Origin of the sequence: Sphingomonas sp. (assembly GCF_036402235.1) — a bacterium.
Taxonomy (GTDB): domain Bacteria; phylum Pseudomonadota; class Alphaproteobacteria; order Sphingomonadales; family Sphingomonadaceae; genus Sphingomonas.
This window is the reverse complement of record NZ_DASWTG010000006.1, coordinates 23,885-48,576: the sequence shown is the minus strand read 5'-3', so window position 1 is coordinate 48,576 and position 24,692 is coordinate 23,885. Positions and strand designations below refer to the sequence as shown.

The 24,692-nt window shown below is 68.3% G+C and carries 26 protein-coding genes; 6 read left to right on the top strand and 20 right to left on the bottom strand.

The genetic code is table 11. From position 1 onward, the window contains the following. Positions 1-36: 36 nt before the first annotated feature. From VGD28_RS00690 to VGD28_RS00680, 3 genes are all read right to left on the bottom strand, one after another. Positions 37-1,119: a M23 family metallopeptidase gene (locus VGD28_RS00690; RefSeq protein WP_331026403.1), complete on the bottom strand. Its 1,083-nt coding sequence runs from the start codon at positions 1,117-1,119 to the stop codon at positions 37-39. Next, positions 1,116-2,777 carry a DNA repair protein RecN gene (gene recN / locus VGD28_RS00685; RefSeq protein ID WP_331026402.1) on the bottom strand — a complete coding sequence of 554 codons (1,662 nt, stop codon included), beginning with the start codon at positions 2,775-2,777 and terminating at the stop codon, positions 1,116-1,118. The genes VGD28_RS00690 and recN overlap by 4 nt, the downstream gene beginning before the upstream one ends. Positions 2,778-2,853: 76 nt before the next feature. Next, complete coding sequence (locus VGD28_RS00680; RefSeq protein WP_331026401.1) at positions 2,854-3,714, bottom strand: outer membrane protein assembly factor BamD; 861 nt, start codon at positions 3,712-3,714, stop codon at positions 2,854-2,856. 123 nt (positions 3,715-3,837) lie between these two features. On the opposite strand from VGD28_RS00680, the gene VGD28_RS00675 reads away from it, so the two are divergent. Next, positions 3,838-4,662, top strand: coding sequence for a class I mannose-6-phosphate isomerase (locus VGD28_RS00675; protein ID WP_331026400.1), 825 nt, complete (start codon positions 3,838-3,840; stop codon positions 4,660-4,662). Between the two features lie 79 nt (positions 4,663-4,741). Here the strand turns inward: VGD28_RS00675 and VGD28_RS00670 are convergent, their stop codons facing one another. Next, on the bottom strand, positions 4,742-4,963 hold the full coding sequence (locus VGD28_RS00670) for a hypothetical protein (protein ID WP_331026399.1): 222 nt from the start codon (positions 4,961-4,963) through the stop codon (positions 4,742-4,744). 211 nt (positions 4,964-5,174) lie between these two features. On the opposite strand from VGD28_RS00670, the gene VGD28_RS00665 reads away from it, so the two are divergent. Then, positions 5,175-5,513 carry a hypothetical protein gene (locus VGD28_RS00665; protein ID WP_331026398.1) on the top strand — a complete coding sequence of 113 codons (339 nt, stop codon included), beginning with the start codon at positions 5,175-5,177 and terminating at the stop codon, positions 5,511-5,513. 54 nt (positions 5,514-5,567) lie between these two features. Here VGD28_RS00665 and VGD28_RS00660 read toward each other — a convergent pair whose 3' ends face one another. The 4 genes from VGD28_RS00660 to tgt all read right to left on the bottom strand — a co-directional run bounded on the left by VGD28_RS00660 (position 5,568) and on the right by tgt (position 11,126). Further along, on the bottom strand, positions 5,568-6,533 hold the full coding sequence (locus tag VGD28_RS00660) for a cell wall hydrolase (protein ID WP_331026397.1): 966 nt from the start codon (positions 6,531-6,533) through the stop codon (positions 5,568-5,570). Positions 6,534-6,842: 309 nt separating this feature from the next. Next, positions 6,843-9,692: a pitrilysin family protein gene (locus VGD28_RS00655; RefSeq protein ID WP_331026396.1), complete on the bottom strand. Its 2,850-nt coding sequence runs from the start codon at positions 9,690-9,692 to the stop codon at positions 6,843-6,845. A 31-nt stretch (positions 9,693-9,723) separates the two neighbouring features. Continuing rightward, entirely contained in the window at positions 9,724-9,945 is a 222-nt protein-coding gene (locus tag VGD28_RS00650) for a hypothetical protein (RefSeq protein ID WP_331026395.1), read from the bottom strand. 50 nt (positions 9,946-9,995) lie between these two features. Then, on the bottom strand, positions 9,996-11,126 hold the full coding sequence (gene tgt / locus VGD28_RS00645; protein ID WP_331026394.1) for a tRNA guanosine(34) transglycosylase Tgt: 1,131 nt from the start codon (positions 11,124-11,126) through the stop codon (positions 9,996-9,998). A 28-nt stretch (positions 11,127-11,154) separates the two neighbouring features. On the opposite strand from tgt, the gene VGD28_RS00640 reads away from it, so the two are divergent. After that, positions 11,155-11,769 (top strand): cupin domain-containing protein, encoded by a 615-nt coding sequence (locus VGD28_RS00640; RefSeq protein ID WP_331026393.1) that lies wholly within the window; start codon positions 11,155-11,157, stop codon positions 11,767-11,769. Here VGD28_RS00640 and VGD28_RS00635 read toward each other — a convergent pair. Both VGD28_RS00635 and VGD28_RS00630 read right to left on the bottom strand, forming a co-directional pair. Next, the gene (locus VGD28_RS00635) at positions 11,749-12,408 is read right to left on the bottom strand and encodes an HAD hydrolase-like protein (protein ID WP_331026392.1); all 660 of its coding nucleotides are present in this window, start codon (positions 12,406-12,408) and stop codon (positions 11,749-11,751) included. The genes VGD28_RS00640 and VGD28_RS00635 overlap by 21 nt on opposite strands. Beyond that, complete coding sequence (locus VGD28_RS00630) at positions 12,401-13,399, bottom strand: cation diffusion facilitator family transporter (RefSeq protein ID WP_331026391.1); 999 nt, start codon at positions 13,397-13,399, stop codon at positions 12,401-12,403. The genes VGD28_RS00635 and VGD28_RS00630 overlap by 8 nt, the downstream gene beginning before the upstream one ends. A 122-nt stretch (positions 13,400-13,521) precedes the next feature. Between VGD28_RS00630 and VGD28_RS00625 the strand changes: the two genes are divergently transcribed. Continuing rightward, the gene (locus VGD28_RS00625; RefSeq protein ID WP_331026390.1) at positions 13,522-14,274 is read left to right on the top strand and encodes a MerR family transcriptional regulator; all 753 of its coding nucleotides are present in this window, start codon (positions 13,522-13,524) and stop codon (positions 14,272-14,274) included. A gap of 3 nt (positions 14,275-14,277) precedes the next feature. On the opposite strand, the gene VGD28_RS00620 is transcribed toward VGD28_RS00625, so the two are convergent. From VGD28_RS00620 to VGD28_RS00595, 6 genes are all read right to left on the bottom strand, one after another. Beyond that, positions 14,278-14,772, bottom strand: a complete 495-nt coding sequence (locus tag VGD28_RS00620) for an EF-hand domain-containing protein (protein ID WP_331026389.1) — start codon at positions 14,770-14,772, stop codon at positions 14,278-14,280. Beyond that, positions 14,769-15,806, bottom strand: coding sequence for a tRNA preQ1(34) S-adenosylmethionine ribosyltransferase-isomerase QueA (gene queA / locus VGD28_RS00615; RefSeq protein ID WP_331026388.1), 1,038 nt, complete (start codon positions 15,804-15,806; stop codon positions 14,769-14,771). Before queA ends, VGD28_RS00620 begins: the two co-directional genes overlap by 4 nt. A 34-nt stretch (positions 15,807-15,840) precedes the next feature. Continuing rightward, positions 15,841-16,491 (bottom strand): peptidylprolyl isomerase, encoded by a 651-nt coding sequence (locus VGD28_RS00610; protein WP_331026387.1) that lies wholly within the window; start codon positions 16,489-16,491, stop codon positions 15,841-15,843. Positions 16,492-16,623: 132 nt separating this feature from the next. After that, positions 16,624-17,130, bottom strand: coding sequence for a pantetheine-phosphate adenylyltransferase (gene coaD / locus VGD28_RS00605; RefSeq protein WP_331026386.1), 507 nt, complete (start codon positions 17,128-17,130; stop codon positions 16,624-16,626). Positions 17,131-17,149: 19 nt separating this feature from the next. Beyond that, positions 17,150-18,061, bottom strand: coding sequence for a farnesyl diphosphate synthase (locus VGD28_RS00600; RefSeq protein ID WP_331026385.1), 912 nt, complete (start codon positions 18,059-18,061; stop codon positions 17,150-17,152). Continuing rightward, positions 18,058-18,303 carry an exodeoxyribonuclease VII small subunit gene (locus VGD28_RS00595; RefSeq protein ID WP_331026384.1) on the bottom strand — a complete coding sequence of 82 codons (246 nt, stop codon included), beginning with the start codon at positions 18,301-18,303 and terminating at the stop codon, positions 18,058-18,060. The genes VGD28_RS00600 and VGD28_RS00595 overlap by 4 nt, the downstream gene beginning before the upstream one ends. A gap of 86 nt (positions 18,304-18,389) precedes the next feature. On the opposite strand from VGD28_RS00595, the gene VGD28_RS00590 reads away from it, so the two are divergent. Then, positions 18,390-19,751, top strand: coding sequence for an NAD-dependent succinate-semialdehyde dehydrogenase (locus VGD28_RS00590; RefSeq protein ID WP_331026383.1), 1,362 nt, complete (start codon positions 18,390-18,392; stop codon positions 19,749-19,751). A gap of 26 nt (positions 19,752-19,777) precedes the next feature. On the opposite strand, the gene VGD28_RS00585 is transcribed toward VGD28_RS00590, so the two are convergent. The 4 genes from VGD28_RS00585 to VGD28_RS00570 all read right to left on the bottom strand — a co-directional run bounded on the left by VGD28_RS00585 (position 19,778) and on the right by VGD28_RS00570 (position 23,967). Next, positions 19,778-21,493, bottom strand: coding sequence for a long-chain fatty acid--CoA ligase (locus VGD28_RS00585; RefSeq protein WP_331026382.1), 1,716 nt, complete (start codon positions 21,491-21,493; stop codon positions 19,778-19,780). Positions 21,494-21,539: 46 nt separating this feature from the next. After that, positions 21,540-21,752 (bottom strand): hypothetical protein, encoded by a 213-nt coding sequence (locus VGD28_RS00580; RefSeq protein ID WP_331026381.1) that lies wholly within the window; start codon positions 21,750-21,752, stop codon positions 21,540-21,542. 67 nt (positions 21,753-21,819) lie between these two features. Continuing rightward, entirely contained in the window at positions 21,820-23,514 is a 1,695-nt protein-coding gene (locus tag VGD28_RS00575; RefSeq protein ID WP_331026380.1) for a diguanylate cyclase, read from the bottom strand. Positions 23,515-23,598: 84 nt separating this feature from the next. Then, positions 23,599-23,967, bottom strand: coding sequence for a helix-turn-helix domain-containing protein (locus VGD28_RS00570; protein ID WP_331026379.1), 369 nt, complete (start codon positions 23,965-23,967; stop codon positions 23,599-23,601). Between the two features lie 98 nt (positions 23,968-24,065). On the opposite strand from VGD28_RS00570, the gene VGD28_RS00565 reads away from it, so the two are divergent. Then, positions 24,066-24,641 carry an FMN-dependent NADH-azoreductase gene (locus VGD28_RS00565; protein ID WP_331026378.1) on the top strand — a complete coding sequence of 192 codons (576 nt, stop codon included), beginning with the start codon at positions 24,066-24,068 and terminating at the stop codon, positions 24,639-24,641. Positions 24,642-24,692 lie beyond the last annotated feature (51 nt).

Here is a 24,692-nt window from a genome sequence, read left to right as displayed (position 1 = left end):
TCGGCGCCACCTCCCCCTGGCGGGGGAGGATTGGGATCAGGGGAAGCGCACCACGATATTCGGCGCGGGCATCGCGGCGGTGACGCGGCGCGGCGTGGCGGGTTGCCAGCGCTCGCCCGAGAAGGCCTGGTCGATCGTCGCCCAGCTGCCGACCTGCTCGAACCCGTCGAGCGCGAAGGGCAGACCCTCGGCGCCGAGCGGCGAATTGGTGCCGGCGACATGGAAGTGGAGGTGCGTGCCGCCGACCTGCCCGGTGGCGCCGACACGGCCGAGCAGCTGGCCGCGGCGCACGCGATCGCCGCGCTTGACCGCGAGGCCCTGTTTCAGATGCTCGTAGAAGACGATGCGACCGTTGCCGATGTCCAGCGCGACATAGTTGCCGGTGGCGTTCTCCGGATTGACCGGGTTCGGGTCGCGCCGTGCCGGATCGGCGAAGTCGTCGCGCGCGGCGACGACGCGACCATCGGCGACTGCGATCACCTCCGCGCCGAAGCCGGGATCGGCGGCGTAGCGGGGTTCCTTGGGGTTGCGCTCGGCATGGAAGAAATCGATCGCATGACGGCCGGGCACGCGCGGGGTGCCGTTGACGGCATAGACGTAGCGGCGGTGGCCGAACTCCATCGCCGGCTGGTAGATCGCCGACCAGGTGCCTCCGCGGATGGGCGGGCCGAACGGGCGCGGCGCCGCGGCGACGGTGCGCGGAGCGGTCTCGACGGTGACGGGCGGGCGATCGCCGGCGGTGTAGGTGAGGCGGTGGCGGACGGCGGTAACGGGGCGATGGACGGGCAGGTTGACGAAGATCAGGGCGTGGCCGGCAGGAGGGACCAGCGTGCGGTCGGCATCCTCGGCAACCCATTGACCGCCGACCAGCGCGGCGAGCTTGTCGCCCTCATAGCGGCCGAGCGGACGGCTTTCGCCATCGAGGATTTCGAGGGCGTGCAGGCGCATGGGTGAGCGGTGGAAGCTCGCAACGCGGATCTCGTAGGCGATCTGGGTGCCGTCCGCGCGGACCAGCGTGGCGGGCGCGGCGGGGAGGGTGAGCTCGGCCGAGATCGGGATCTGCGCGCTTGCCGGAGCGGTGATCGCCAGTGCGGCGAGGGCAAGCGGCGTGCGGATCATGCGGTCTCCAGCAGACGTTCGGCCTGTGCGCGGGCCTCGTCGGTGATCTGGGCGCCGGAGAGCATGCGGGCAATCTCTTCTCGACGAGCGTCGTCATCCAGCGCACGAACGCCAGTGCGGGTGACGAGGCCGTCATGGCTCTTGGCGATGAGCAGGTGATGCCCGCCGCGCGCCGCGACCTGCGGGCTGTGCGTGACGACGAGCAGTTGCGCGTCGGTGGCGAGGCGGGCGAGGCGCTCGCCGATCGCGCTGGCAACCGCGCCGCCAACGCCGCGGTCGATCTCGTCGAAGATCAGCGTGCGCGCGCCGCCCTCTTCGGCGAGCGCGACCTTCAATGCGAGGATGAAGCGCGAGAGCTCGCCACCCGAAGCGATCTTGATCAGCGGGGCGAAGGGCGCGCCGGGATTGGTCGAGACCTCGAACTCCACGCGGTCGCGGCCCGAGGCGGACCATAAGTCGCGCGGGAGCGGATCGACCACGGTGCGGAAGCGCGCAGCGTCGAGCTTGAGCGGGGCGAGTTCGGCAGCGACCGCGGCGTCGAGGCGCGCGGCGGCCGCGGCGCGCGCGGCCGAGAGGGTCTCGGCGGCTTCGGTATAGGCTGCCTCAGCCTGGGTTAGCGCGGTTTCGAGGCGGTGGATCGTGTCCTCGCCGCCCTCGATCCGGGCGAGGCGCGCGGCGAGGCTTTGGGTGAGGTCGGCGAGATCGTCGGGCTGGACGCGGTGTTTCCGCGCAAGCCCGCGCAGCTCGAACAGCCGGGCCTCATCCGCTTCGAGGGCAGCGGGATCGAAGGCGAGCGCCTCGGCCGCCTCGTCGACCTTTTCCTGCGTGGTGCTGCCCTCGATCAGTGCGCGGTCGAGCGCGGCGAGCGATTCGGTGAGGGCGGGGTGATCACCGGCGATGCGCTCGAGGATGCGCGCGGCCTGACGCAGCCGGGTGAGCGCGCCGTCGCTGCCGTCGAGCAGGTCGGCGATCGCCTGAAGCTCGCCCGCGATCTTCTCGCCGCGCTGCATCGAGGCGCGGCGCTCGGCGAGTTGCTCCTCCTCACCCGGCTCAGGGGCGAGGGCGGTGAGCTCGGCGACGGCGTGCTCGAGCCATTCGCGGTCGCGCGCGGCATTCTCCTGCTCCTCGCGCGCGGTGGCGAGCTCGTCCTCGGCGGCGCGGAAGGCACGGTGCGCCTCGGCAACGGCGTCGGTGTCGAGCTTGCCGAAGGTATCGAGCAGCGCGCGGTGACCGCGCGGGTTGAGCAGGCCGCGATCGTCATGCTGGCCGTGGATCTCGACCAGGAAGGCGCCGAGCTCGCGCAGCAGCGCGGCGGAGGCGGGCGAATCGTTGACGAAGGCGCGGCTGCCGCCATCTGCCTTGACGATGCGGCGGATGAGGAGGGGTTCGCTGGGGTCGAAGTCGATGCCGTTCTCGGCAAGCAGAGCGACTGCGGGGGCGGGATCGGCGAGCTCGAAGCTGGCGGTGACCACCGCCTGCGCCGCGCCCTGACGGACCAGACCGCTGTCGGCGCGCATGCCGAGCGCAAGGCCGAGCGAATCGAGCAGGATCGACTTGCCCGCACCCGTCTCCCCCGTCAGCACGCCGAGGCCGGCGCGGAAATCGAGGTCGAGCGCCTCGATCAGCACCACGTCGCGGATATTGAGGCCGGTCAGCATCGGCCGCTGTTACCCCTTTTTGTTCCGCCTTGGGAGAGGTGTTGTTGCGGGCCGCGGCCGTTGCGTAGGTCGGCGATCAGTTGGTGGGTTCTTCGGCCGACTTGGGCTTGGGCACATCGTCGAGCTTGGGCGCAGTGGCGGGGGCCGAGGCTGGGACCGCGACCGGCTCGCCATGCTTGCCGATCAGCTCGTAGGCGCGCTGATACCATTGGGTGCCCGGATAGTTGGCGCCGAGCACCGCCGCCGCCTTTTTCGCCTCGTCCTTCACGCCGAGCGCTAGGTAGGATTCGGTCAGGCGCATCAGCGCCTCGGGCGTGTGGGTGGTCGTCTGATAGGTGTCGATCACGGTGCGGAAGCGCATGATAGAGGCGAGCCACTGGCCGCGCACCTGATAGTAGCGGCCGACCTCCATCTCCTTGCCGGCAAGGTGATCGCGGACCAGATCGACCTTGAGCCGCGCATCGGCGGCGTAGCGGGTGTTGGGATAGCGGCGGTTGAGCTCGCCCAGCGCGTCGAGCGCCTGCTGGGTGATCTTCTGGTCGCGCGTCACGTCGCTGATCTGCTCGTAATAGCTGAGCGCGATCAGATAATAGGCATAGGGCGCGTCGCGGTTGCCGGGGTGGACGGCGAGGAAGCGCTGCGACGACTGGATCGCCTGGGTGTAGTTGCGATCGAGATAATAGGCGAAGGCGCCCATCAGCTGCGCCCGGCGCGCCCAGATGGAATAAGGATGCTGACGCTCGACTTCGTCGAACAGCGCGGCGGCAAGCTTGTACTGGCCGCGGTCGAGCCGGTCCTTGCCCGCGGTGTAGAGCGTGCCGACGTCGCGCGCGACATAGGGCAGGTCGGCGCGCGTGCCGCCGCCACGGTTGCAGCCGGCGAGTGCCACGGCTGCGACGAGAACAAGGGCGAGCGGACGGATCGAAAGCATACGCATGGCGCGGTTCTTAGCCGAGCGATGCGGCCCCGCGAAATGTTTTTTGGCGGTCGCGCGGCAAAGCGGATCGAAGGCGGGCGGTGACGCGTTGCCTGCGCATCCCAAATCCCGCATGGAGACATCATGGCTGCGACGCTTCTCGTCACGCACCGGGTGGAAAAGCCCTGGGGACGGCACCGGCTATGGCCGGGCTTCGCCGATCCGGCGCCTGGTGCCGAGCCGGTGGGGGAGATCTGGTTCCAGACCCCGGGTGACAGCGCGCCGGACCTGCTCGTCAAATATCTCTTCACCAGCGAGAAGCTGTCGGTGCAGGTGCATCCCGACGACGCGCAGGCGCGCGAACGAGGGCTGCCGCGCGGCAAGGACGAATGCTGGGTGATCCTGGCGGCCGAGCCCGATTCGACGATCGCGCTCGGCACCCACCGGCCGGTCGACGCCGATACGCTGCGCGCGGCGGCGCTGGACGGATCGATCGAGGGGCTGCTCGACTGGAAGCCGGTCAAGGCGGGGGATTTCATCTATGCCCCCTCCCGCACGATCCATGCGATCGGCGCGGGCATCACGCTGATCGAGATCCAGCAGAACAGCGAGACCACCTATCGCCTCTACGACTATGGCCGCCCGCGCGAGCTGCATCTGGAGGACGGTGTGGCGGTCGCCGATGCGGTGCCCTTCGTCGCCGCGCCGGTGCCGGGCGAGGTCGCGCCGGGGCGGACGATCTTGGTGGAGGGCCCGAAATTCGTGGTCGAGCGCTGGGCGGGCGGCGAGCGCGTGCTCGAGATGCCCCAGGGCGTCACCGGCTGGCTGGTGCCCGTGCGCGGGCGGGGCGAGATCGGCGGGGTCGCGTGGAAAGCCGGCGAATGCCTGACCGTCACCGGGCGCGTGGCGCTGAGCGCTTCGGGCGACAGCGACCTGCTGTTCGCCTATCCCGGCGGCAAGCGGCTCTAGACAAGGGCGGATCGTGCAACCCGGCCCGGCCCCGCCCGTTGAGGCGGGGTCAGGAGAGAGGAGGACGCAGCGCCCCGGATCAGAAGAAGAAGCCGCCGAGCCACAGCCGGACGAAGCCGACCACCAGCACGACCAGGTTGAGATTGCGGCCGGCATTGGAGTCCGACAGCGCACCCAGCGCCGCGCCCAGCACGGCGAGCGGGATCACCAGATAATTGAGCCAGCCCAGGAACGGGATGAGACCGAGCAGCATCACCGGAAGGGCGACGACGCCGACGACGATAGAGACCAGGTTCAGCATGGGGTTGAAGATGGTTCCTTCCGGACGATCTGACAAGGTGTATTGTTCAAATAACACGCGATTGCCGTCTGGCGAAGATGAACGGACCCGCCGCGCTTGCGACAATCGGCGACACAAAAACACGGCTTTGGTGAAATCGTTGCGACAGGCGGCTCCGATAACGGCATTCGACCGCAGAGCGCGGTCCGGTTCTTGAGTGAGGAGAGCAAAGATGAAGAAGATCGCATTGCTGATCGCCGGCCTCGGCATCGCCGCGGCCACCGTTCCCGCCGCGTCGGCCCAGCAGGCCAACTGGTGGGGCATCAACCAGCGCCAGGCGCAGCTCGACCAGCGGATCGACCGCGGTGTGCGCTCGGGCCAGCTCAACCGGCGCGAGGCCGCGCGGCTGCGGGCCGAATTCCGCAGCATCGCCAACCTCGAATATCGCTACCGCCGCTCGGCCCCCGGCCTGACGATGGCGGAGCGCCGCGACCTTGACCGCCGTTTCGACGTGCTGGCGCGGAAGATCCGCTGGGAGCGCCGCGACTGGGACCGTGGCTATCGCCGCTGAACGGACCAAACGAATGACGGCCTCCGCCCTCCCGGCGGAGGCCGTTTTCGCAGGTCAGCGCAGCGGCTGGCCGCTGTCCTTCCATTTGTCGAGGATCTGCGAATCGGGTGCCGCAGTATATTCGGGGCGAATGTCGCCGCTGCGCGCATATTCCTGCTGGACCGGCGCGGGCGCGGGACGCGGCTGAGCCGCGGGTTCGGGCATGGCGGGCATCGGCACCGTCGCGGCGGCAGCGGCGGCCGCGATTTCAGCCGCGGTGACGGCGCGGGGATGCGGGCCAGGCCAGGGCTCGCCGCCGCGATAGACCTGTTTGAAGGCGGCGCCGGTGCCCCAATAGCCCTTCCACCGGTGGAAGAAATGCGCGCCGAACACGCCCGTCATCACCAGGCTGCGGTTCCACGAGGGGGTGACAGCGTAGGTGTGATAATGCGTCGCCATGCCGACCGGCGCGAACACCTCGCCCGCCAGCGCCGAGGCGGCCACGCGCGACGCGCGCAGCCAGGCGGCGCGCGAGGGGCGGCGCGCCATCGATCCGTCGCAGGCATAGCTGAACTGGCAGCCAACTCGTTCCGATCCCTGGTAGATCACGCCGCAAACGGTGGCGGGAAAGGTGGGATGACGGACGCGGTTGAGGATCACCTGCGCCACCGCGCGCTGGCCGTCATCCGGCTCGTTCGCCGCCTCGTAATAGATGGCGGTGGTGAGGCATTCGAGCGCGCGCGCCTTGTCCTGCGGCGTGCCGCGCAGCACGAACGGCGCGGCAGGGCGCAGCGTGGGATCGGGCGCGGCGTTCTCGGGCTCGGGGCCGCTGGGCAGCGCGACGGTGCCGGTGACGCCGGCGGCGGGCGCGGCGGTCTCATCGCTGGCGAGCTGGTAATAGGCGGCGCCGGGGAAATGATCGTCGGCTTCGTAGCCGGTGGGCACCGGGCCGACCGCGCGCGCGTCGCCTGCGCTGAGCGCGGAGAAGCCGGCGTGCGCGGACATGCCCGCGCCGACCAGCGACACTAGCAGTGCCGCCACGATGCCCCGAAGCTGTAGTCGCGTGAATCGCCGCAGCACGATGGTTTCCCGTGAGAGGCAAGGGCCTCGCCAGGCGGCTGTCATAGCGTGGAAGGGGTGAATTTTCTGCCCCGGATTTGAGGGCGTCCCGTGCTGAGACGGTTGGTGGTTAAGGTAAGGGTTGGGTGGCTTTCCAATCCTCCCCGGCACGGGGAGGGGGACCGCGCCCGAGGGGCGTGGTGGAGGGGCTATCCGTGCCGGACTCCCTTGCCTTGCTCCCCCTCCACCAGCCTGCGGCTGGTCCCCCTCCCCGGGCCGGGGAGGCTTGGACTATGTCAGCGTCGCGCTGTCGAGATTGAGCGCGGTGGCCGGGATCACCTCGAGGTTCGGATGGGTCTTGCGCAGCTCGTCGACGAACAGCTTGGCGTCGCCGACCACGACGATGCTCGCGCCCGTGGGATCGAGCACCTTCTTTGCCGCGGCCTGGACGGCGGCGGGATCGACGCCCTGGATCGAGGGGATGTAGGTGGAGAGCGTATCGAGCGGGACGCCGTCGGCGACATAGTCGACGAGCGCGCCGGCGATGCCGTCGGTGCGCTCGATGCGGCGGCCGAAGCTGCCGACCAGCACCGCCTTGCGCGAATCGAGCTCGGCAGCGGGGACCGGAGCTTCGCCGAGCTTCTTCATCTCGGCGGCGATCAGCGAGACCACCTCGGGTGCCGAGGGGTTCTTGGTCTGGGTCGAGGCGCTGACGATGCCGGGGGCGCGGCGCGCATCGACGCTGCTGCCTGCGCCATAGGCAAGGCCGCGCTTGATGCGGATCTCGCGGTTGAGGCGCGAGGTGAAGCCGACGCCGAGCGTGGCGTTGGCGACCTGCGCGGCGTAGAAATCCTTGTCGGCGCGGGCGATGCCGGGACGGGCGATGACCACGCCGGCCTGGCCTGAGCCGGGCATGTCGACCACGATCACACGGGGATTCGTGACTGGAACGACAGGCGGAGGGACCATGGCGACGTTGGGCCCCTTCCAGTCGCCGAACAGTTTCTGCGCCATGGCGGCCGCGTCCTTGCTGGCGATGTCTCCCACCACGACCAGCGCCGATCGGTCGGGGTTCCATGCCCGGCCATATGCGTTGACGATATCGTCGCGGGTGATGCGCGGGAGCGAGGTGGCGGTGCCGGAGAGGAGATTGCCATAGGCGCGGCTGCCGAACACCGCGCGGCTGGCGACGATGCCCGACAATGCGCCGGGATCCTTGAGCTGGACGGTGACCCCGTCGAGCGACTGTTTGCGCGCGCGCTCGATCTCGGCCTGGGCGAAGGCGGGATTGCGTGCGACGTCTGCCAGGATCGTCAGCGCGGGGTCGACCTGATCGGCCTTGACCGTGACCGTGGCGAAGGCGGCGTCCCAGTCGGCACCGGCGCCGATCGAGCCGCCGAGTGATTCGACCTGCTGCGCGATCTGCTCTGCCGAGCGGGTGGCGGTGCCCTTGGTCAGCAGGTCGGCGGCGAGCGATGCGGTGCCCGCCTTGCCGTCGGGATCGCGTACGCCGCCGGCGGGCGCGACGATCGTGGCGGTGACGATCGGCAGGTCGCGCTTCTCGACCACGATCACGCGCAGGCCGTTGGCGAGCTTCGTTTCCGTGGCTTTCGGGATGACCGGCGAGACGGCGGGGCCGGGCGCGGGGACGGCGATGCGCTGGCCCTCGGGCGCCTGGGTGTGGATGACGACATCGCTCGGCACGATGAGCGGAGCGACCTTGACCGTGGAGGCGACGGCGATGGTGTCGCCCTTCGCGCCCTTGGCCATGGTGTCGGGGAGGTAGATCAGCGCGGCGGACTGGTTGTCGCCGAGATACTTCCGCGCGACGCGCTGGACGTCGGCGGCAGTGACGCGGGCGATCGCGGCGAGCTGCTCGTCGGCCGCCCTGGGATCGCGGCCGACGATGATCGAGGCGGCGAGGGTCGAGGCCTTGCCCTCGGCGGTCTCGCGGCTTTTGAGCGAAGCGGTGAGGATCTCGTTCTTGGCCTCGGCGAGCTCGGCTTCGCTCACCGGCTTGTCGCGCAGATCGGCGATCTCGCGGCGCATCGCCTTCTCGCCCTCCTCGGCCGACTTGCCGCCGGCGAGGATCGCGTACATCGCGTAGGAGCCAGTCTGCTGGCGCGTGTCGAGGAAGGTGTCGGCCTGCGCCGCGAGCTGGTCGCGATAGACGAGGTTGCGGTAGAGCCGCGAATTCTCGCCGCCCGAGAGGATGCCGTCGAGCACCGCGAGCGCGGGCGTGTCGGGATCGTTGTCGGGCGGGAGCTGGTAGCTCAGCAGGACCGCGGGGAGCGGGGTGTTGGCTTCATAGACCGTCTGGCGCGTCGGCGCGGTGCGCGGCGGTTCGGCGACGGTGACGCGCGGGATCGGGCGGTTCGGCTTCGCGATCCCGGCGAAGTATTTGTCTACCCATTTGTCCAGCTGGGCCGGATCGAAATTGCCCGCGACGACCAGCACGGCATTGTCCGGGCGGTAATAGGTCGCGTGGAAGGCGCGGATGTCGCCGATCGTCGCGGCGTCGAGATCCTCGATGCTGCCGATGCCGGGGCGGGCATAGGGATGCGTCGAATAGGAGATGTTCGGGAAGTAGATGTAGAAGAGCTTGCCATAGGGCGAGGCGAGGACGCGGTTGCGCAGCTCCTCCTTCACCACGTCGCGCTCGGACGCGAACACCTTTTCGCTGACCACCAGGCTCGCCATCCGGTCGGCCTCGGCGAACAGCAGCCGCTCGAGATGGTTGGCGGGGACGACCTCGTAGTAATTGGTGTAGTCGGAATTGGTCGAGGCGTTGTTGTAGCCGCCGACATCCTCGGTCAGCCGGTCCATCTGCTCGTCAACCAGGTTGCGCGTGCCCTTGAACATCAGATGCTCGAACATGTGCGCGAAGCCCGACTTGCCGGCAGGATCATCCTTGCTGCCGACATCGTACCAGACCTGGACCGAGACGTTGGCGGTCGAGGTGTCGCGGATCGCGTACACCTTGAGCCCGTTGAGCAGGGTGCGCTCGGTATAGGCAAGCGGGGCGACCCTGATTTCCTTGGCAGCGATCTCCTTCGCCGGTGCCGGCGTGGCCTCCTGCGCCTGCGCGGTAAAGGGGAGCAGGGCGGCGCCGAGGTACAGCGCGGTGCGGGTCAGGCGCATTCGGGTCTCCGGTCAGGAAGGAGGGAGCGGGTCAGTCTTTCTTGCGAGTGCGGGCGGCGTAGATCACCGCGGCGGCGAGCGCGGCGGAACCGATGCCGATGCCGATCCTGGCCAGCGGCCATTTCTTGCCTTCGCCCGGCTTGGGGGTCCCTTCGGCGCGCTCGGCAGTCTCGCGTGCGGCGCGGGCGGCGGCGGTGATCTCGTTGGCGATTTCGTCTTGTTCTTCAGGCTTGGGCGCGTTGGTGTCGGTCACTGGATACTCCTCTGTTGCACAGGAGTAAGACTCCGGAGCCAGCCGCGCAATCAGCCTTTGCCATAATAGGTAGCGCGGAAATCACTGGCGAAGCCGGCGAGGCGGCCTTCGGCGATCGCGGCGCGCAGATCGGCCATCAGCGCCTGGTAGAAGCACAGATTATGCTCGGTCATCAGCATCGCGCCGAGGATCTCGCCGGCGCGGACGAGGTGGTGGACATAGGCGCGGGTGAAAGTGCCGCAGGTCGGGCAGGCGCAGGCGGGATCGAGCGGCCCCTGATCCTCGGCGAACTTCGCGTTGCGGATGTTGATAGGGCCGGCGCGGGTGAACGCCTGACCCGTGCGGCCCGAGCGGGTGGGGAGGACGCAGTCGAACATGTCGATCCCGCGCTCGACGGCGCCAACGATGTCGTCGGGCTTGCCGACGCCCATCAGATAGCGCGGCTTGGCCGGGTCGAGCTGGCCGGGGGCATAGTCGAGCACGCCGAACATCGCCTCCTGCCCCTCGCCGACCGCGAGGCCGCCCACGGCATAGCCGTCGAAGCCGATGTCGAGCAGCGCGTCGGCGCTGGCCTTGCGCAGCCCTTCGTCGAGCGCGCCCTGCTGGATGCCGAACAGCGCATTGTTCTGCGCATGCTCGCCGCCGGCGTCGAAGCCGTCGCGGCTGCGCTTCGCCCAGCGCATCGATCGTTCCATCGCCGCGGCCTGCACCTCACGGGTCGAGGTGGTCGGGACCAGCTCGTCGAACGCCATCACGATGTTCGAGCCGAGCAGCCGCTGGATCTCCATCGAACGCTCGGGGCTGAGCATGTGGCGCGACCCGTCGAGGTGCGATTTGAAGACGATCCCTTCCTCGCTGCGCCTGGTCAGCTCCGACAGGCTCATCACCTGATAGCCGCCACTGTCGGTCAGGATCGGGCGGTCCCAGCCCATGAAGCCGTGCAGCCCGCCGAGGCGGTGGACTCGCTCCGCGCTGGGCCGGAGCATCAGGTGATAGGTGTTGCCGAGCAGGATGTCGGCGCCCGATGCGCGCACGTCCTGCGGCTTCATCGCCTTGACCGTGGCGGCAGTGCCCACGGGCATGAAGGCGGGGGTGCGGATCTCGCCGCGCTGCATGCGGATCGTGCCGGTGCGGGCCTTGCCGTCGGTGGCGTGGATGTGGAAGTCGAAACGGGGAAGCATTTCGCCCGATTGGTGCGTTGGAGGGCCGATGGCAAGCGAGCGTGATGAAGAACTGCGCGAAAGTGCGCGCAATCGGGGGCTCAGGCTCGTCAAGTCGCGGCGGCGCAAGGCGGGTGGGGACTTCGGGAAATACGGGCTCAAGGACGCCGAGGGGAAGGAACTGCTCGGCTTCGGCGAGGCGGGGCTGACCGCGAGCGCAGACGAGATCGAGACGTATCTGCGCGGGGCGATGCGCAGCGATTGGAAGGAGGCGGCGAAGGGGTTGCCCAAACGCAAGCCTCCGCCAAAGCCCAAGGCCCCGCCCAAGCCGAAGCTCAAGAAGCTCAAGGTCGCCAACCTGTTCGCCAAGCTACCCTCGGCGAAGCGGGCCGAGGTGTTCACCGAGCTGCTCGCCCAGGGCGGCGTGCGGATCGAGCGGATCGTGTCGAACGGGCAGGCGACGCCGGAGGACAAGGCGTTCCTGCAGGACGCGGACGAATGGGTCGTTGTGCTTCAGGGCAGCGCGGCGATCCGGCTGGAGGGCTATGCGGAGGCGGCATTGGCTCCCGGGGACCACCTGCTGATCCCGGGCGGAACCAGGCATTGGGTAACCCGGACTGATCCCGGCGCACCGACGGTGTGGCTAGCGGTTCACATCGGTTGAGGTAAGCGCGTCGACCACCGCCTGCGGGGTGGCGAAGGCGATATCGGGTCTGAGATGCTCGAACGCCGCCGGGTTGGCATAGCCCCACAGGACCGCGCCGGCGCGAACGCCGGTGGCGCGGGCGGCATCGATGTCCCGCGTCTCGTCGCCGAGCGAGAGCGCCTGATGCGGCGGGATGCCGCTGGCGTTCAGCACCTTGCGGAACTTGGGCGCCTTGCCGAACAGCGACGCGCCGCACGCCCACCAGCGCACGCGGGCGGCATTGGCCGGGCCGAGCACGGCGCGGGCATTGGCTTCGCTGTTCGAGGTGACGATCGCGATGCCGATGCCGGCCGCGTCGATCGCGGCGAGCATCTCCGCCACGCCCGCGAACAGTTCCACCTGGTGCGTGTGACGGCCGAACAGGCGGCGGACATAGCGCGCGATGAAGGGCAGCTTCCAGCGCGGGATGCCGATATGGCGGATCACGTCGCGCGTGGACATGCGGCGCAGCGGCTCGATCTCGTGCTTGCCGACATGGCGAAAGCCGTAGCGGTCAGCCAGATGATCCATGATCGAGAGGAACCAGCTGCCGCTATCGGAAAGGGTGCCGTCGAAGTCGAAGATCACGAGCCGGGGGGACGGACCCGGTTCAGCCATGCCCGTGGCCGTCATGGTCGTGGCTGGCATGGTCGTGACCGTCGCGGCCGTGGCTGTGCCCTTTGTGAAGGCGGCACGGATCGCCGTCGCCGACCTCGATCTGCAGCGTCGCGTGGCCGATGCCGAAATCCTGCTCGAGCCGCTGCTGGGCACCGTCGAGGAAGGCGTCGCCGGGATGGCCGCCCGGAATCAGCAGATGCGCGGTGAGTGCCGATTCGGTCGTGCTCATCGGCCAGATGTGGAGATCGTGCACACGAGCGACGCCCGGAAGCGCGGCGAGCAGGGCCTCGACCTTTTCCGGATCGATCCCCGCCGGGACCGCGTGGAGCGCCATCGTCACCGAATCGCGCAGCAACCCCCAGGTGCTCCACAGGATCACCGCGACGATGACGAGGCTGATCGCGGGGTCGATCCACGATGCGCTGGTGAGCAGGATCAGGCCGCCGCCCAGCACCACGCCCGCCGAGACCGCAGCGTCGGCGACCATGTGCAGATAGGCGCCGCGGATGTTGATGTCGCCCGCGCGCCCACGCATGAACATGAATGCCGTCGCTCCGTTGATCAGGATGCCGACACCAGCGACGATCATCACCGTCAGCCCCGCGACCGGGGGCGGATCCTGGAAGCGCTGCACCGCTTCGAGCGCGATCGCGCCCACCGCGAACAGCAGCAGCACGGCATTGGCGAGCGCGGCGAGGATGGTCGAGCTGCTGAGGCCATAGGTGAAGCGGCGCGATGCAGGTCGCTTGGCCAGCTCCGCGCCGCCCCAGGCGATCAGCAGGCCGAGGACATCGGAGAGATTGTGCCCGGCGTCCGCGAGCAGCGCCATCGATCCGGTGAGGATGCCCGCCAGCCCCTCGACCAGCACGAAGGCGAGGTTGAGCGTGGTGCCGATCAGGAAGGCACGGCCGAAATCGGCCGGGGCGTGGCTGTGACCCCCATGCGAATGCCCGGCATGCGAGTGGCCGGAATGACTGTGCGAACCGTGCATGGGCATGACCTTAGCCGCTGGCTGCCATGTGATGCTAGGACACTGAAAATGCAATTCGCCGCGCTTGACCCTGACGCAGCGTCATCCCCGATAGGGCGATTCGCGTGAAGATGAGGAACGGCATGCGAACGGTAAGGCAGGTGGCGAAGGCGGCGCGAATCAGCGTGCGCACGCTCCACCATTATGATGCGATCGGCCTGCTCAAGCCGGCGCATGTCGGGGCCAATGGCTATCGCTATTATGGCCGGGCGGAGCTTCTGCGGCTGCAGCAGATCCTGTTCTATCGCGAACTGGGGCTGGCGCTGGCCGAGATCGGCTCGATCCTCGACGATCCCGGCTTCGATCCGCTGACAGCGCTCAAAGGTCACCGCACCGCGTTGGCGGCGCGGATCGACCAGTATCGCGACCTCATCCGCACGATCGACCGCACGATCGCGTCGCTCGAAAAGGATGAGACGATGGAAGACAGTGACTATTATGCCGGCATCGCGCCCGAGACGCGCGAGCGCTGGGAGCGCGAGGCCGTGGATTTCTGGGGCGAGGGCGCGGTGCGCGCGGCACAGGAGAAGGCGCGCGGATTCTCGAAGGAGCAGATCGCGGCGATCCAGGCCGAGATGGAGGCGATCCGCGGCGACTTCCAGCGGCTGTTCGCCGAAGGCGCCGCGCCGGATTCGGAGGCGGCACAGGCGGTGACCGCGCGCCATTATGCCTGGGTCTGCCACAGCTGGACCCCCGATGCCGCGGCGTTCAAGGGGCTGGGGCGCTTCTATGTCGAGAACCCGGAGTTCCGTGGCACCTATGACAATGGCGCGCTGCCGGGCACGGCGGAGTTCATCGCGGCGGCGATGGCGATCTATGCCGATCGTTCGCTGTAGACCCTAGCGGCGTTTCGGGCGGCGATCCTCGTCGCCCGGGCGTCCGCCGGGCTGTGGCATCGGGCGGGTGGTGAGCAGCTCGCTGCGCGTGATCGACCCGTTCTTGTCGCGATCGAAGCGGGAGAAGAACAGGGCGAAGCGCGCCTGGAGCTCAGCCAGGCTGACGCGGTTGTCGCCGTCTTGGTCGACCTCGAACGGGCTGGGCAGGGCGTTGCGGTTGCCGAGCCAGCGTTCGGACCAGTCGCCGAACTGGATATAACCGATCGAGGGCTGACCCTTGGCGATCGCCTCGAAGCTTTTGGCGAGGCCGGCATCATACTCGGCGCGAGTGACGATGCCGTCGCCGTCCGCATCGAACGCGGCGATCGCCATCGCGACCGGCTCGGCGATCATCAGCGGGATCGGCTCGGCGCCGGGTAGTGGCCGCGCGAGCGGCACGGCGGGCGGAGCGGACTGCTGCTGTGCGGCGAGAGAGGCGGCGAGGGCGAGAAGGATCATGCGGGCGTTCCGGGCAGGAGCAGGCTGGCGTCGCCATAGCTATAGAAGCGGTAGCCCGCTGCAATAGCGTGGGCGTAGGCCGCCTGCATCCGGCCGAGCCCCATCAGCGCCGATACCAGCATGAACAGGGTCGAGCGCGGCAGATGGAAATTGGTGACGAGGCCGTCGATGCCGCGGAAGCGGTAGCCCGGGGTGATGAAGATCGCGGTGTCGCCCTCGAACGGGCGGATCACGCCGTCCTTGCCGCAAGCACTCTCGATCAGGCGCAGGCTGGTGGTGCCGACCGCGATCACGCGGCCGCCCGCGGCGCGGACGGCGTTGAGTCTGTCAGCGGTGGCGGCATCGATACGGCCCCATTCGGCGTGCATGCGATGATCGTCCGTGTCGTCCGCCTTTACGGGCAAGAAGGTGCCCGCCCCGACATGGAGGGTAAGGGTGGCGTGCCCAATTCCAGCGGCTTCGAGCGCGGACATCAGACCGGGCGTGAAGTGCAGCGCGGCGGTGGGTGCAGCGACGGCGCCGGGCTCGTTGGCGAACATTGTCTGATAATCGTCGGCGTCGCGCGTGTCGGTGGGGCGCTTGGCGGCGATATAGGGTGGGAGCGGCATCCGGCCCGCACGCTCTAGCAGCAGCTCGACCGGCTCGTCGCCCGGGAAGAACAGGGTGAAGCTGCCGTCGTCGTGGCGCGCCTCGGCAATGGCGGTGACACCATGGCCGAAGTCGATCGTATCGCCGGTGCGCAACCTCTTGGCGTTGCGGATGAAGGCGATCCAGCGGCGTGGCCCCTCGCGCTTGTGGAGGGTGGCGCCGATCTTGGCCTCTCCCCGGTGGCCTTCGAGCTGGGCGGGGATCACGCGGGTGTCGTTGAAGACGAGCAGGTCGCCTGGCGCAAGCAGCGCAGGGAGGTCGCGGACGCTGCGATCTTCGGTATGCGCACCGTCAAGGAGCAGCAGCCGCGCCGAATCGCGTGGGGTCACGGGCCGCAGCGCGATACGCTCGGGCGGCAGTTCGAAATCGAACAGATCGACGTTCATCGGGCCTCAGCGCCCGGCGATGCCGGGCGGTGCGTCACTTCTTGCCCGGACCCGGCGGGAGCGCTGCGGGTTCCTCGACCGGGGCGGGCGGCGGCGGCGGGGTGTATCCGGGCGGGTTGTCCGCCGCGATATAGGCGTGGATGATGCGCGCGGGATTGGCGGGGGGCTCGCCCCGCGGGAGCGCGTCGACATATTCCATGCCGTCAATCACCCGGCCGAACACGCTGTACTTCTGGTCGAGACCGAGCCGGGGCACGAACATGATGAAGAACTGGCTGTTGGCGCTGTCCTCGCTCTGCGCGCGCGCGGCCGAGACCGCACCGCGGACGTGCGGGAGATAGTTGAACTCCTTGGGCAGGTCGGGCTGGTCCGAGCCGCCGGTGCCGTCACCCTTGGGATCGCCACCCTGCGCCATGAAGCCATCGATCACGCGGTGGAAGACAAGGCCGTCGTAGAATTTCTTGCGCGTCAGATCCTTGATCCGCTCGACCATCTTGGGCGCGACATCGGGGCGCAGCCAGATGGTGACACGGCCGCCGGTCGACAGATCGAGCAGCCAGAGATTCTCCTTGTCGGTCGTCGCGGGCGGTGCCGCGCGCCCCGCAGGGCCCGGCACGTACTGGGCGCTCGCCGGCAGGGCAAGGAGCGACGCCACAAAGGCAAGCATCAGGGCAACAAAACGCATCGATATCCTCACGGGACAGGAAGTTGCAGTGGCTTAGAGCAAATCGCGCGCGGCGGCAAAATGATTGCGGCGGGTGGCAGAAATGGGGCGTGTCCTCAACTTAATCCTCCCCGCCAGGGGGAGGGCTAAGGATCAGGACCCCTTGCGCCCGATCACCTCGACCCGCGCCGCGACCTCGTCGCGCACCGCGGGGGTGACGAACTTGCCGATCTCCCCGCCGAACATCGCGATCTCCTTGACCAGCCGGCTGGCGATCGGCTGGAGCGAGACATCGGCCATCAGGAAGACGGTCTCGATCCGGCTGTTGAGCTGCTGGTTCATGCCCGCCATCTGATACTCGTATTCGAAATCGGCGACCGCGCGCAGGCCGCGGACGATGACGCTGGCGCCCTCGCGCTCGGCAAAGTCCATCAGCAGCGAATCGAAGCTGACGACATGGATCTCGCCCGCGATCCCTTCCACCTCGCGCTTCACCATCGCCATCCGCTCCTCGACCGTGAACATCGGGTTCTTTGACGGATTGGTGGTGACGCCGATGACGAGCCGGTCGACCAGCTTCGCGCCGCGGCGGATGATGTCCATATGGCCGAGCGTGATCGGATCGAAGGTGCCGGGGTAAACGCCGGTGCGGATGGTCATGTGTGGACTCCCTGAAGGGTCAGCGATCGCGCTCGAGCACGTAGCGGGCGATGTCGCGCAGCAGGCCGGCTTCCTCGCCATAGGCGTGGAGGTGCGCGATCGCCTGATCGACCAGCAGCCGCGCCTGCTCGCGCGCGCGGTCGGGGCCGAGCAGGGTGAGGAAGGTCTCCTTGCCGGCGTCAGCGTCCTTGCGCAGCTTCTTGCCTGCCGCCTGCTCGTCGCCCTCGGCGTCGAGCAGATCGTCGGCGATCTGGAAGGCGAGGCCGATGTCGCGGGCATAACCGCGCAACCCCGTGCGGCCCTCCGGCGGAACGCGGCCGAGGATCGCCCCGGCCTCGACCGACCAGGCGATCAGCGCGCCGGTCTTGAGCGCCTGGCAGCGGGTGACGGTGGCAAGGTCGAAGCTCGACTGTTCTGCGATCAGGTCCATCATCTGCCCGCCAGCCATCCCGGCAGGCCCCGCGGCGCGGGCGAGCTCGGCGACCAGCTCGGCTCGGACGAAGGGATCGGCGTGGGTGGCGGGATCGGCCAGCACCTCGAAGGCCAGCGCGTGCAGGCAATCGCCGGTGAGGATCGCGGTCGCCTCGTCATAGGCGCGGTGGACGGTCGGCTTGCCGCGGCGCAGATCGTCATTGTCCATTGCGGGCAGATCGTCATGGATCAGCGAATAGACATGGATGCACTCGACCGCGGTGGCCGCGCGCGCCGCGCAGGCGGGATCGACCGCGAACAGGCTGGCGCTGGCGAAGGTAAGCAGCGGGCGGAGCCGCTTGCCGCCGCCGATCGCGGCGTGGCGCATCGCGGCATAAAGGCGCGAGCGCGGATCGGCAGGGACGGGCAGCAGCAGATCGAACTGGCGGTCGATCTCGTCCGCCACGTCGCGCATCGCCGATTCGAGCGCGAGGCTGGCCTGCGCCACGGCCTTCGTCATCCTGCCGCGAACGGCGTGGTGCCGGTGACCCGGCCATCGGCGTCGGCACGGATCGCCTCGATCCGGGCCTGCGCCGCGTCGAGCCGGGCGGCGCATTGCCTGCGCAGCGCGTCGCCGCGCTCGTAGAGCGCGATCGCCTCGTCGAGCAGCGCGTCGCCGCTTTCGAGGCGGGAGACGATTCGTTCGAGTTCCTTGAGCGCATCCTCGAACGAAAGCGCGGCGATGTCGGTCCCCTCGGTCATGCCGCCGCTATGCGCCGCGGGCGGAACCAATTCAACCTCCCGCTATTCGTCTGCCGTCCCTACATGGCCCGCGAAGGAGATCGTGCATGTTCACCAGCATCAATCCGGCAACGGGAGCAGAGGGCGCGACGTTCGAGGCGCTGGAGGACGACGCGATCGACGCTGCGCTGGCACGGGCGGAGGCGGCGTTCCGTTCGTGGCGGGTGACCGGGATCGCGCAGCGCGCCGCCCTGTTGAACGCCATCGCGGACCAGTTCGAGACGAATAAGCTGCACCTTGCCGAGACCGCGACGAAGGAGATGGGCAAGACGCTGTCCTCCGCGGTGGCCGAGGTTGAGAAGTGCGTCGCCGGGTTCCGGCACTATGCCCAAAAGGGTCCGGCCTATCTGGAGCCGGTCGAGACAAAGACCGCGAGCGGGCGGTCGGTCGGGCATTGGCTGCCGCTGGGGCCGGTGCTGGCGGTGATGCCGTGGAACTTCCCCTATTGGCAGGTCGTGCGCTGGCTCGCTCCGACGATCCTTGCGGGCAATGTCGGCCTGCTCAAGCACGCCTCGCTGACGCAGGGGTGTGCGGCGCTGATCCAGCAGATGGTGAGCGCAGCGGGAGCGCCCGACGGGGTGTTCCAGAATTTGGCGATCAAGTCGGACAAGGTGTCGCGGATCATCGCCGACAGGCGCGTGGCGGCGGTGACGCTGACCGGGAGCGAGGGCGCGGGCGCAAAGGTCGCCGAGGCGGCTGGCCGCGCACTCAAGAAGGTCGTGCTCGAGCTGGGCGGATCGGACCCGTTCATCGTCATGCCCTCCGCCGATCTCGACAAGGCGGTGGCGACCGCGGTGAAGGCGCGCGTGCAGAATGCCGGGCAGAGCTGCATCTGCGCCAAGCGGATGATCGTGCACGCACACGTCTACGACGCCTTCCTGGAGAAATTCACCGCCGCGATGCTGGCAGTGAAGATCGGTGATCCAATGGCGGACGGGATCGAGATGGGGCCGCTGTCCAGCGTCGAGCAGCGCGACACGGTGTTGGAGCAGCTGGAGCGAGCGACCGCGGCTGGCGCAAAGCTGGTGGGAGGCGGGAAGATCGAGCGCGACGGCGCGTGGATGAGCGCGGGCGTGCTCACCGATGTCGATCCAGATGCGGACTTCGCGCAGGAGGAGATTTTCGGGCCGGTGGCGATGGTGTTTCGCGCGGACGATCTCGACGCGGCGATCGCGCTCGCCAATGACGTGCCGTTCGGGCTGGGATCGAGCGTGTGGACGCAGGATCAGGCGGAGATCGACCGCTTCGTGCGCGATATCGAAAGCGGGATGACCGCGGTGAACCAGATGCTCGCATCGAGCCCCGAAGCGCCGTTCGGCGGGGTCAAGCTGTCTGGCCATGGCCGCGAGCTGGGGCCATGGGGGCTGCACGAGTTCATGAACCTGAAGGCGGTGATGCTGCCTTCATAAGTCCCTCCGCTTCCAGGGAGGGGGCCTCAAGCGGTCAGCTCGTTCGCGATCTCGATCAGCAGGTCCTTGCGGCTGAGCTTGCCGATCATCGTCTTGGGCAGTTTCTCACGGATCACCACGGCGTCGACGCGCTCATGCTTGCCGATCTGGGGGTTGAGCCAGTCGCGCAGCGCCTCGCCGCTCACCGCATCGGCATCGTCATTGAGCGCGACATAGGCGCGCGGGGTCTCGCCGCGATAGGCGTCGGGCATGCCGACCACGAGCGCCTCCTTCACCGCGGGATGGCGGTAGAGAACTTCCTCGATATGCTTGGGGAAGACCTTGAAGCCGCCGACCGCGATCATGTCCTTCAGGCGATCGACGATGCGGATGAAGCCGTCCTCGTCGATCTGGCCGACATCGCCGGTGCGCAGCCATTTCTGCCCGGCGGCATCGAAGCAGAAGGTGCTGTCGTCGGTTTCGGGGCGATCCCAGTAACCCGCCATGATTTGCGGCCCGGCGACGACGATCTCACCCGGCTCCCCATCGGGAGCGGGCTTCGAAGGGTCTTCCTTGTCCACCAGCCGCACGCGCGTGCCGATGATCGGCTGCCCGATCGTGCCCGGCTTGCCCTCGGCCTTGTAGGGGTTGGCGGAGACGACGCCCGAGCTTTCGGATAGGCCATAGCCCTCGATCAGCACCGCGCCGGTTGCAGCCTCGAAGCGCGTCTTGAGCTCGGCGGGGAGCGGCGCGCCGCCAGAGATGCAGTATTTGAGGCTTGACCAGTCGGTCGACGTCGCCTTGGGATGATCGAGCAGCGCCTGGAACATGGTCGGCACGCCGGGTAGTGCGAGCGGACGGGTGCGGGTGATCGCGGCGAGCGCCTGCGCCGCATCGAAGCGCGGGAGCATCACGATCTCCCCGCCGGTGATCACCGTGCGGTTGAGCACGCAGGTGTTGGCGAAGACGTGGAAGAAGGGGAGGACGCCCAGCACCTTGTCCTTGGTCGTGCCGAGCTCGGGATCGAGCCTGGCCACCTGCCGCGCATTGGCGGTGAGGTTCTGATGCGTGAGCATCGCCCCCTTGGGCACGCCGGTCGTGCCGCCGGTATATTGGATCAGCGCGAGATGGGTTTCGGGATCGATCGCCGCGGTCTCGCACGCGCCGTCATTGGCGATGAGCTGCGAGAAGGCGAGGATGCGCGGATCGTCCGGCTTCTCCGCGACTTCCTTCGCCTTGAACCAGCGATAGAGCAGCGACTTGGCGGGGGGCAGGGCACCGGCGACCGAGCCCACGACCAGCCGCTCGAGGCTGCTCGCCGCCAGCACCTTGAGCGCGGTGGGCAGCAGCGCGGTGGCGCTGAGCGTGAACAGCAGGCGGGTGCCCGAATCCTCGACCTGCGCTTCCAGTTCCTCGACCGAGTAGAGCGGGGAGAAGTTGACGACCGTCGCGCCGAGCTTGAGGATGCCGTAATAGGCCGCGACATAGTGAGGCACGTTGGGCAGGAACAGGCCGATGCGGTCGCCCGGGCCATAGCCCAGCGCCTTGAGCCCGCAGGCGACGCGGTTGGCGCCGTCGAGCGTCTCGGCATAGCTATAGTGCCGGCCCATGAAGTCGAGCAGCGGGGCATTGCCCATGCGCTGCGCGGAATCGTCGAAGGCCGCGGCCATCGACAGCGGCGGCAGGGGCTGATCCCAGGGGCCGGGGTGACGATAGGCGGTGCGCCAGACCTGCTCGGGCCAACCCTGCTCTAAAACGCTCATTTACACGAGTGTAAGCAAGTCGCCGGACGTGTCAACGCGGCGGAACTCAGCGGCCCCCGCGCTTCGCGGTCCAGGTGTAGAGCACCGAAACGGCCATGATCCCGAAATCGACCGCCGCCTGGAACTTGCGCGGCGCGGTATCGGTCACGTCGTGCGTCAGGATGCGGATATCGGCAGAAGGACCGGGCATCGCCACAAGCGCCAGCAATGCCGCACCGCCGCCGGCGAGAGCGATTCTGCGCTTGCTGAACATGTCCATTGCGGCCTCCCTATGCCGCTGGTCATTACGCATGCGCCGGCTGAACGGCAACTGAATTGACCGCTGGTCAGGCGGCTTTCGTTGCGGTGCGGGCGCGGTCACGGCCGGCTGATTTAGCAGCGAAGAGGGCCGTATCGGCGGCGCGATAGAGCGACTTCCAGTCAGACTCGGCCGTGAGCGGGCCGGTGGCGCTGCCGACGCTGGCAGTGACGCGCAGATCGAACGGCATCCGTGTCGCGCGAAGGCGGGAGAGGAGGGTGTTGGGATCGACCGGATCGCCCATGTCGGTGACGATCGCGAATTCCTCGCCCCCGAAGCGCGCGATCAGCGCGCCCGCCGGGGCGATCGTCCGTAGCGTGCGCGCGACGACGCGCAAGACCTCGTCCCCGCCGTCATGACCGAGCGTGTCGTTGACCAGCTTGAAATGGTCGAGGTCGAGAACGAGCAGCGTTTGCGCCCCTTGCCGGCCGATCGCCTGCGCCAGGAAGGAGCGGCGATTGAGCAGGCCGGTGAGCGGATCGGTGTCGGCGAGGCGTCGCGCGACGGTCTCCGCGGCGACCGCGGCGTCGCGCTCACGGCTGAGCAGCCGGATGCGATAGGCGATCGCGACCGAGGAGATCAGCGCCTCTGCCGCCATCGACAGGATGGTCGAATTGTCGAGCCAGAAGTTCCAGCGGATCCACCCCAGATTGGCAAAGGTGCGCAGGCTGGCCGCGAAGATCGGCAGCGCCCAGGCCAGCGCGAACAGCCACAGGAAGTTGGATCGGCCGCGCCAGGCGCTCCACAGCGTCGCCGTGACGCAGATCAGCACGCCCAGGAACACCCAGGAATAGACGCGATCGACGATCTGGACGCCGAGCGGCGCCAGCGTCACGAAGAAGATGCCCGTGCCGACGAGGATCGCGACCGTCGTGCGGATCAGCAGCCGCAGCCGAGGGCCGAACACATGCTCCTCGAAAAAGGCGCGCGCGAACAGCAGTGCGGAGGAGCAGGCCAGGGTCAGCAGCAGATAGTTGAGGCGCAGCCGATCGTTGTTGGCCATGTCGGGCACCATCCAGGCCATCGCCCCGGAGGAGGTGAAGGCATAGGCCATCAGCGCCCCGACCATCAGGCAATAGGCGAGCTGGAACCGGTAGCGGAGCGAGGCCCAGAGCGCGAGATTGTAGATCAGCAGCGCCAGCGCGAGACCGCCAAAGCCGCTGTAGATCGCCGCCATGACGAGGTTGGAGCGGTCGCTCGCCGCCTTGGTCGCGAGGCGCGGGCCGATGACGATGCCGCGCAGGTTGCCGGCCCCCTCGACGTGCCACATCAGCCGCTGCACCGGGGCGCGGGCGTGGGGAATCGGGTAGGCGACGATCGCGCCGAGCTGGATCCGTCGCGTGATGCCGCGATTGTCGTCGGCCATGGTCGCGATCTGGCCATCGGCATAGAGGACATGCAACGACAGGCGTTGCTGCCACACGCTGCCGAGCCGGGCGACGAGCGGGTCGTCGAAGGTCGATGGCTTTCCGATCTCGTTCGAGATCACCCAATAGTCGCCCGGCCCGAATCTGGTCTGCGGGGTGGCGCAATCGAAGCGCTCGGGCTGGCGGATCAGGCGCGCGGGATCGTCGCCCGGATTCGCGCGCAGCACGCATACCTTAAGCGGACGGCCGACCTGGCCCGCTCCCAGATTGGCGAACTGCGCATGTGCCGGGGTCGCGAGCAGCGCGAACGCCGCGACCAGCGCCGCCAGAATGAGTGCCGCGAACCCCCGAGCCATATCGAAGGTCCTACCCCGGGTTTCGCGAATAACTCGTAAAGATAACGAAGCGTTAGCGACAGGTCTCTCGTTCGGGGGTAGCGCTCAGGCCAGGTCGCGGTCGTACCGCTCGCGATTGGCGTAGATCACCGGCAGGTTGCCGAAGGCCCATTCGCCGAGTTGCCTGACCGGACCGGCCAGCGAATGGCCGAGATCGGTCAGCGCATATTCGACCTGTGGCGGCACCGTCGGGTGGACCGTGCGCGTCACCAGCCCGTCGCGCTCCAGCCCCTTGAGCGTGCGCGTCAGCATCTGCTGGGAGATGCCGTCGACGGCGCGCTTGAGCTCATTGAAGCGCCGCGGTTGCTGGCGCAGCGTCATCACGACGAGCACCGACCATTTGTCGCCGACCATGGCGAGGATGCTGCTGACGGCACGGCAATCCTGGTGCTGATGCGGGAGCGGAGCAGTCATTCCGGTGTGACCTGGCCTCAAAAATATGCGTTCTTGGCGTCCCTGGGGTGGTTACATAGCTAGTCCTGGTCACAAATCCAGACCAGGGAAATTGACCCATGAAACTGCTTCACATCGATTCCAGCATCAATGGCCCGGTGTCGGCGAGCCGCGCGGTCAGCGCCGCCATCGCCGAGCGGCTGCAGGCCGAGAATCCCGGAATCGAAGCCGCCTATCACGACCTTGCGGCCCAGCCGCTCCCGCATCTGACGCTCGACGTACTCGGCGACCCCGCAGCCAATGCACATCTGCAGGCGTTTCTCGCCGCCGACATCGTGGTGATCGGTGCCGGCTTCTACAATTTCAGCATTCCGAGCCAGCTCAAGGCGTGGCTCGACCGCATCCTGATCGGAGGGCAAACGTTCAGCTACGGTCCCGAGGGTCCGAAGGGGCTTGCCGGCGGCAAGCGCGTGATCGTCGCGCTGACCCGCGGCGGCCTCTACGGCGAGGGTTCGCCCGCCGCTTCGCTGGAGCATGGCGAGACGTATCTCAAGGCCGTGTTCGGTTTCATCGGGGTCACCCCCGAATTTGTCGTGGCCGAAGGGCTGGCGATGGGTGACGAGGCGCGCGTGGCCGGCATGGCCGCGGCGCTCGACGCGGCGCGCAGCCTTTCCGGTGCAGCCCTCGCGGCCTGAGCGGGTTCCGATGCAAAAAGGGGCGGGAGTGATCCCGCCCCTTTCTCGTTC

Coding starts and splice junctions, on each gene's coding strand:
- VGD28_RS00690 (WP_331026403.1), bottom strand. CDS start 1,119: ATGATCCGCACGCCGCTTGCCCTCGCCGCACTGGCGATCACCGCTCCG.
- recN (WP_331026402.1), bottom strand. CDS start 2,777: ATGCTGACCGGCCTCAATATCCGCGACGTGGTGCTGATCGAGGCGCTC.
- VGD28_RS00680 (WP_331026401.1), bottom strand. CDS start 3,714: ATGCGTATGCTTTCGATCCGTCCGCTCGCCCTTGTTCTCGTCGCAGCC.
- VGD28_RS00675 (WP_331026400.1), top strand. CDS start 3,838: ATGGCTGCGACGCTTCTCGTCACGCACCGGGTGGAAAAGCCCTGGGGA.
- VGD28_RS00670 (WP_331026399.1), bottom strand. CDS start 4,963: ATGCTGAACCTGGTCTCTATCGTCGTCGGCGTCGTCGCCCTTCCGGTG.
- VGD28_RS00665 (WP_331026398.1), top strand. CDS start 5,175: ATGAAGAAGATCGCATTGCTGATCGCCGGCCTCGGCATCGCCGCGGCC.
- VGD28_RS00655 (WP_331026396.1), bottom strand. CDS start 9,692: ATGCGCCTGACCCGCACCGCGCTGTACCTCGGCGCCGCCCTGCTCCCC.
- tgt (WP_331026394.1), bottom strand. CDS start 11,126: ATGCTTCCCCGTTTCGACTTCCACATCCACGCCACCGACGGCAAGGCC.
- VGD28_RS00640 (WP_331026393.1), top strand. CDS start 11,155: ATGGCAAGCGAGCGTGATGAAGAACTGCGCGAAAGTGCGCGCAATCGG.
- VGD28_RS00635 (WP_331026392.1), bottom strand. CDS start 12,408: ATGGCTGAACCGGGTCCGTCCCCCCGGCTCGTGATCTTCGACTTCGAC.
- VGD28_RS00630 (WP_331026391.1), bottom strand. CDS start 13,399: ATGCACGGTTCGCACAGTCATTCCGGCCACTCGCATGCCGGGCATTCG.
- VGD28_RS00625 (WP_331026390.1), top strand. CDS start 13,522: ATGCGAACGGTAAGGCAGGTGGCGAAGGCGGCGCGAATCAGCGTGCGC.
- VGD28_RS00620 (WP_331026389.1), bottom strand. CDS start 14,772: ATGATCCTTCTCGCCCTCGCCGCCTCTCTCGCCGCACAGCAGCAGTCC.
- queA (WP_331026388.1), bottom strand. CDS start 15,806: ATGAACGTCGATCTGTTCGATTTCGAACTGCCGCCCGAGCGTATCGCG.
- VGD28_RS00610 (WP_331026387.1), bottom strand. CDS start 16,491: ATGCGTTTTGTTGCCCTGATGCTTGCCTTTGTGGCGTCGCTCCTTGCC.
- coaD (WP_331026386.1), bottom strand. CDS start 17,130: ATGACCATCCGCACCGGCGTTTACCCCGGCACCTTCGATCCGATCACG.
- VGD28_RS00600 (WP_331026385.1), bottom strand. CDS start 18,061: ATGACGAAGGCCGTGGCGCAGGCCAGCCTCGCGCTCGAATCGGCGATG.
- VGD28_RS00595 (WP_331026384.1), bottom strand. CDS start 18,303: ATGACCGAGGGGACCGACATCGCCGCGCTTTCGTTCGAGGATGCGCTC.
- VGD28_RS00590 (WP_331026383.1), top strand. CDS start 18,390: ATGTTCACCAGCATCAATCCGGCAACGGGAGCAGAGGGCGCGACGTTC.
- VGD28_RS00585 (WP_331026382.1), bottom strand. CDS start 21,493: ATGAGCGTTTTAGAGCAGGGTTGGCCCGAGCAGGTCTGGCGCACCGCC.
- VGD28_RS00580 (WP_331026381.1), bottom strand. CDS start 21,752: ATGGACATGTTCAGCAAGCGCAGAATCGCTCTCGCCGGCGGCGGTGCG.
- VGD28_RS00575 (WP_331026380.1), bottom strand. CDS start 23,514: ATGGCTCGGGGGTTCGCGGCACTCATTCTGGCGGCGCTGGTCGCGGCG.
- VGD28_RS00570 (WP_331026379.1), bottom strand. CDS start 23,967: ATGACTGCTCCGCTCCCGCATCAGCACCAGGATTGCCGTGCCGTCAGC.
- VGD28_RS00565 (WP_331026378.1), top strand. CDS start 24,066: ATGAAACTGCTTCACATCGATTCCAGCATCAATGGCCCGGTGTCGGCG.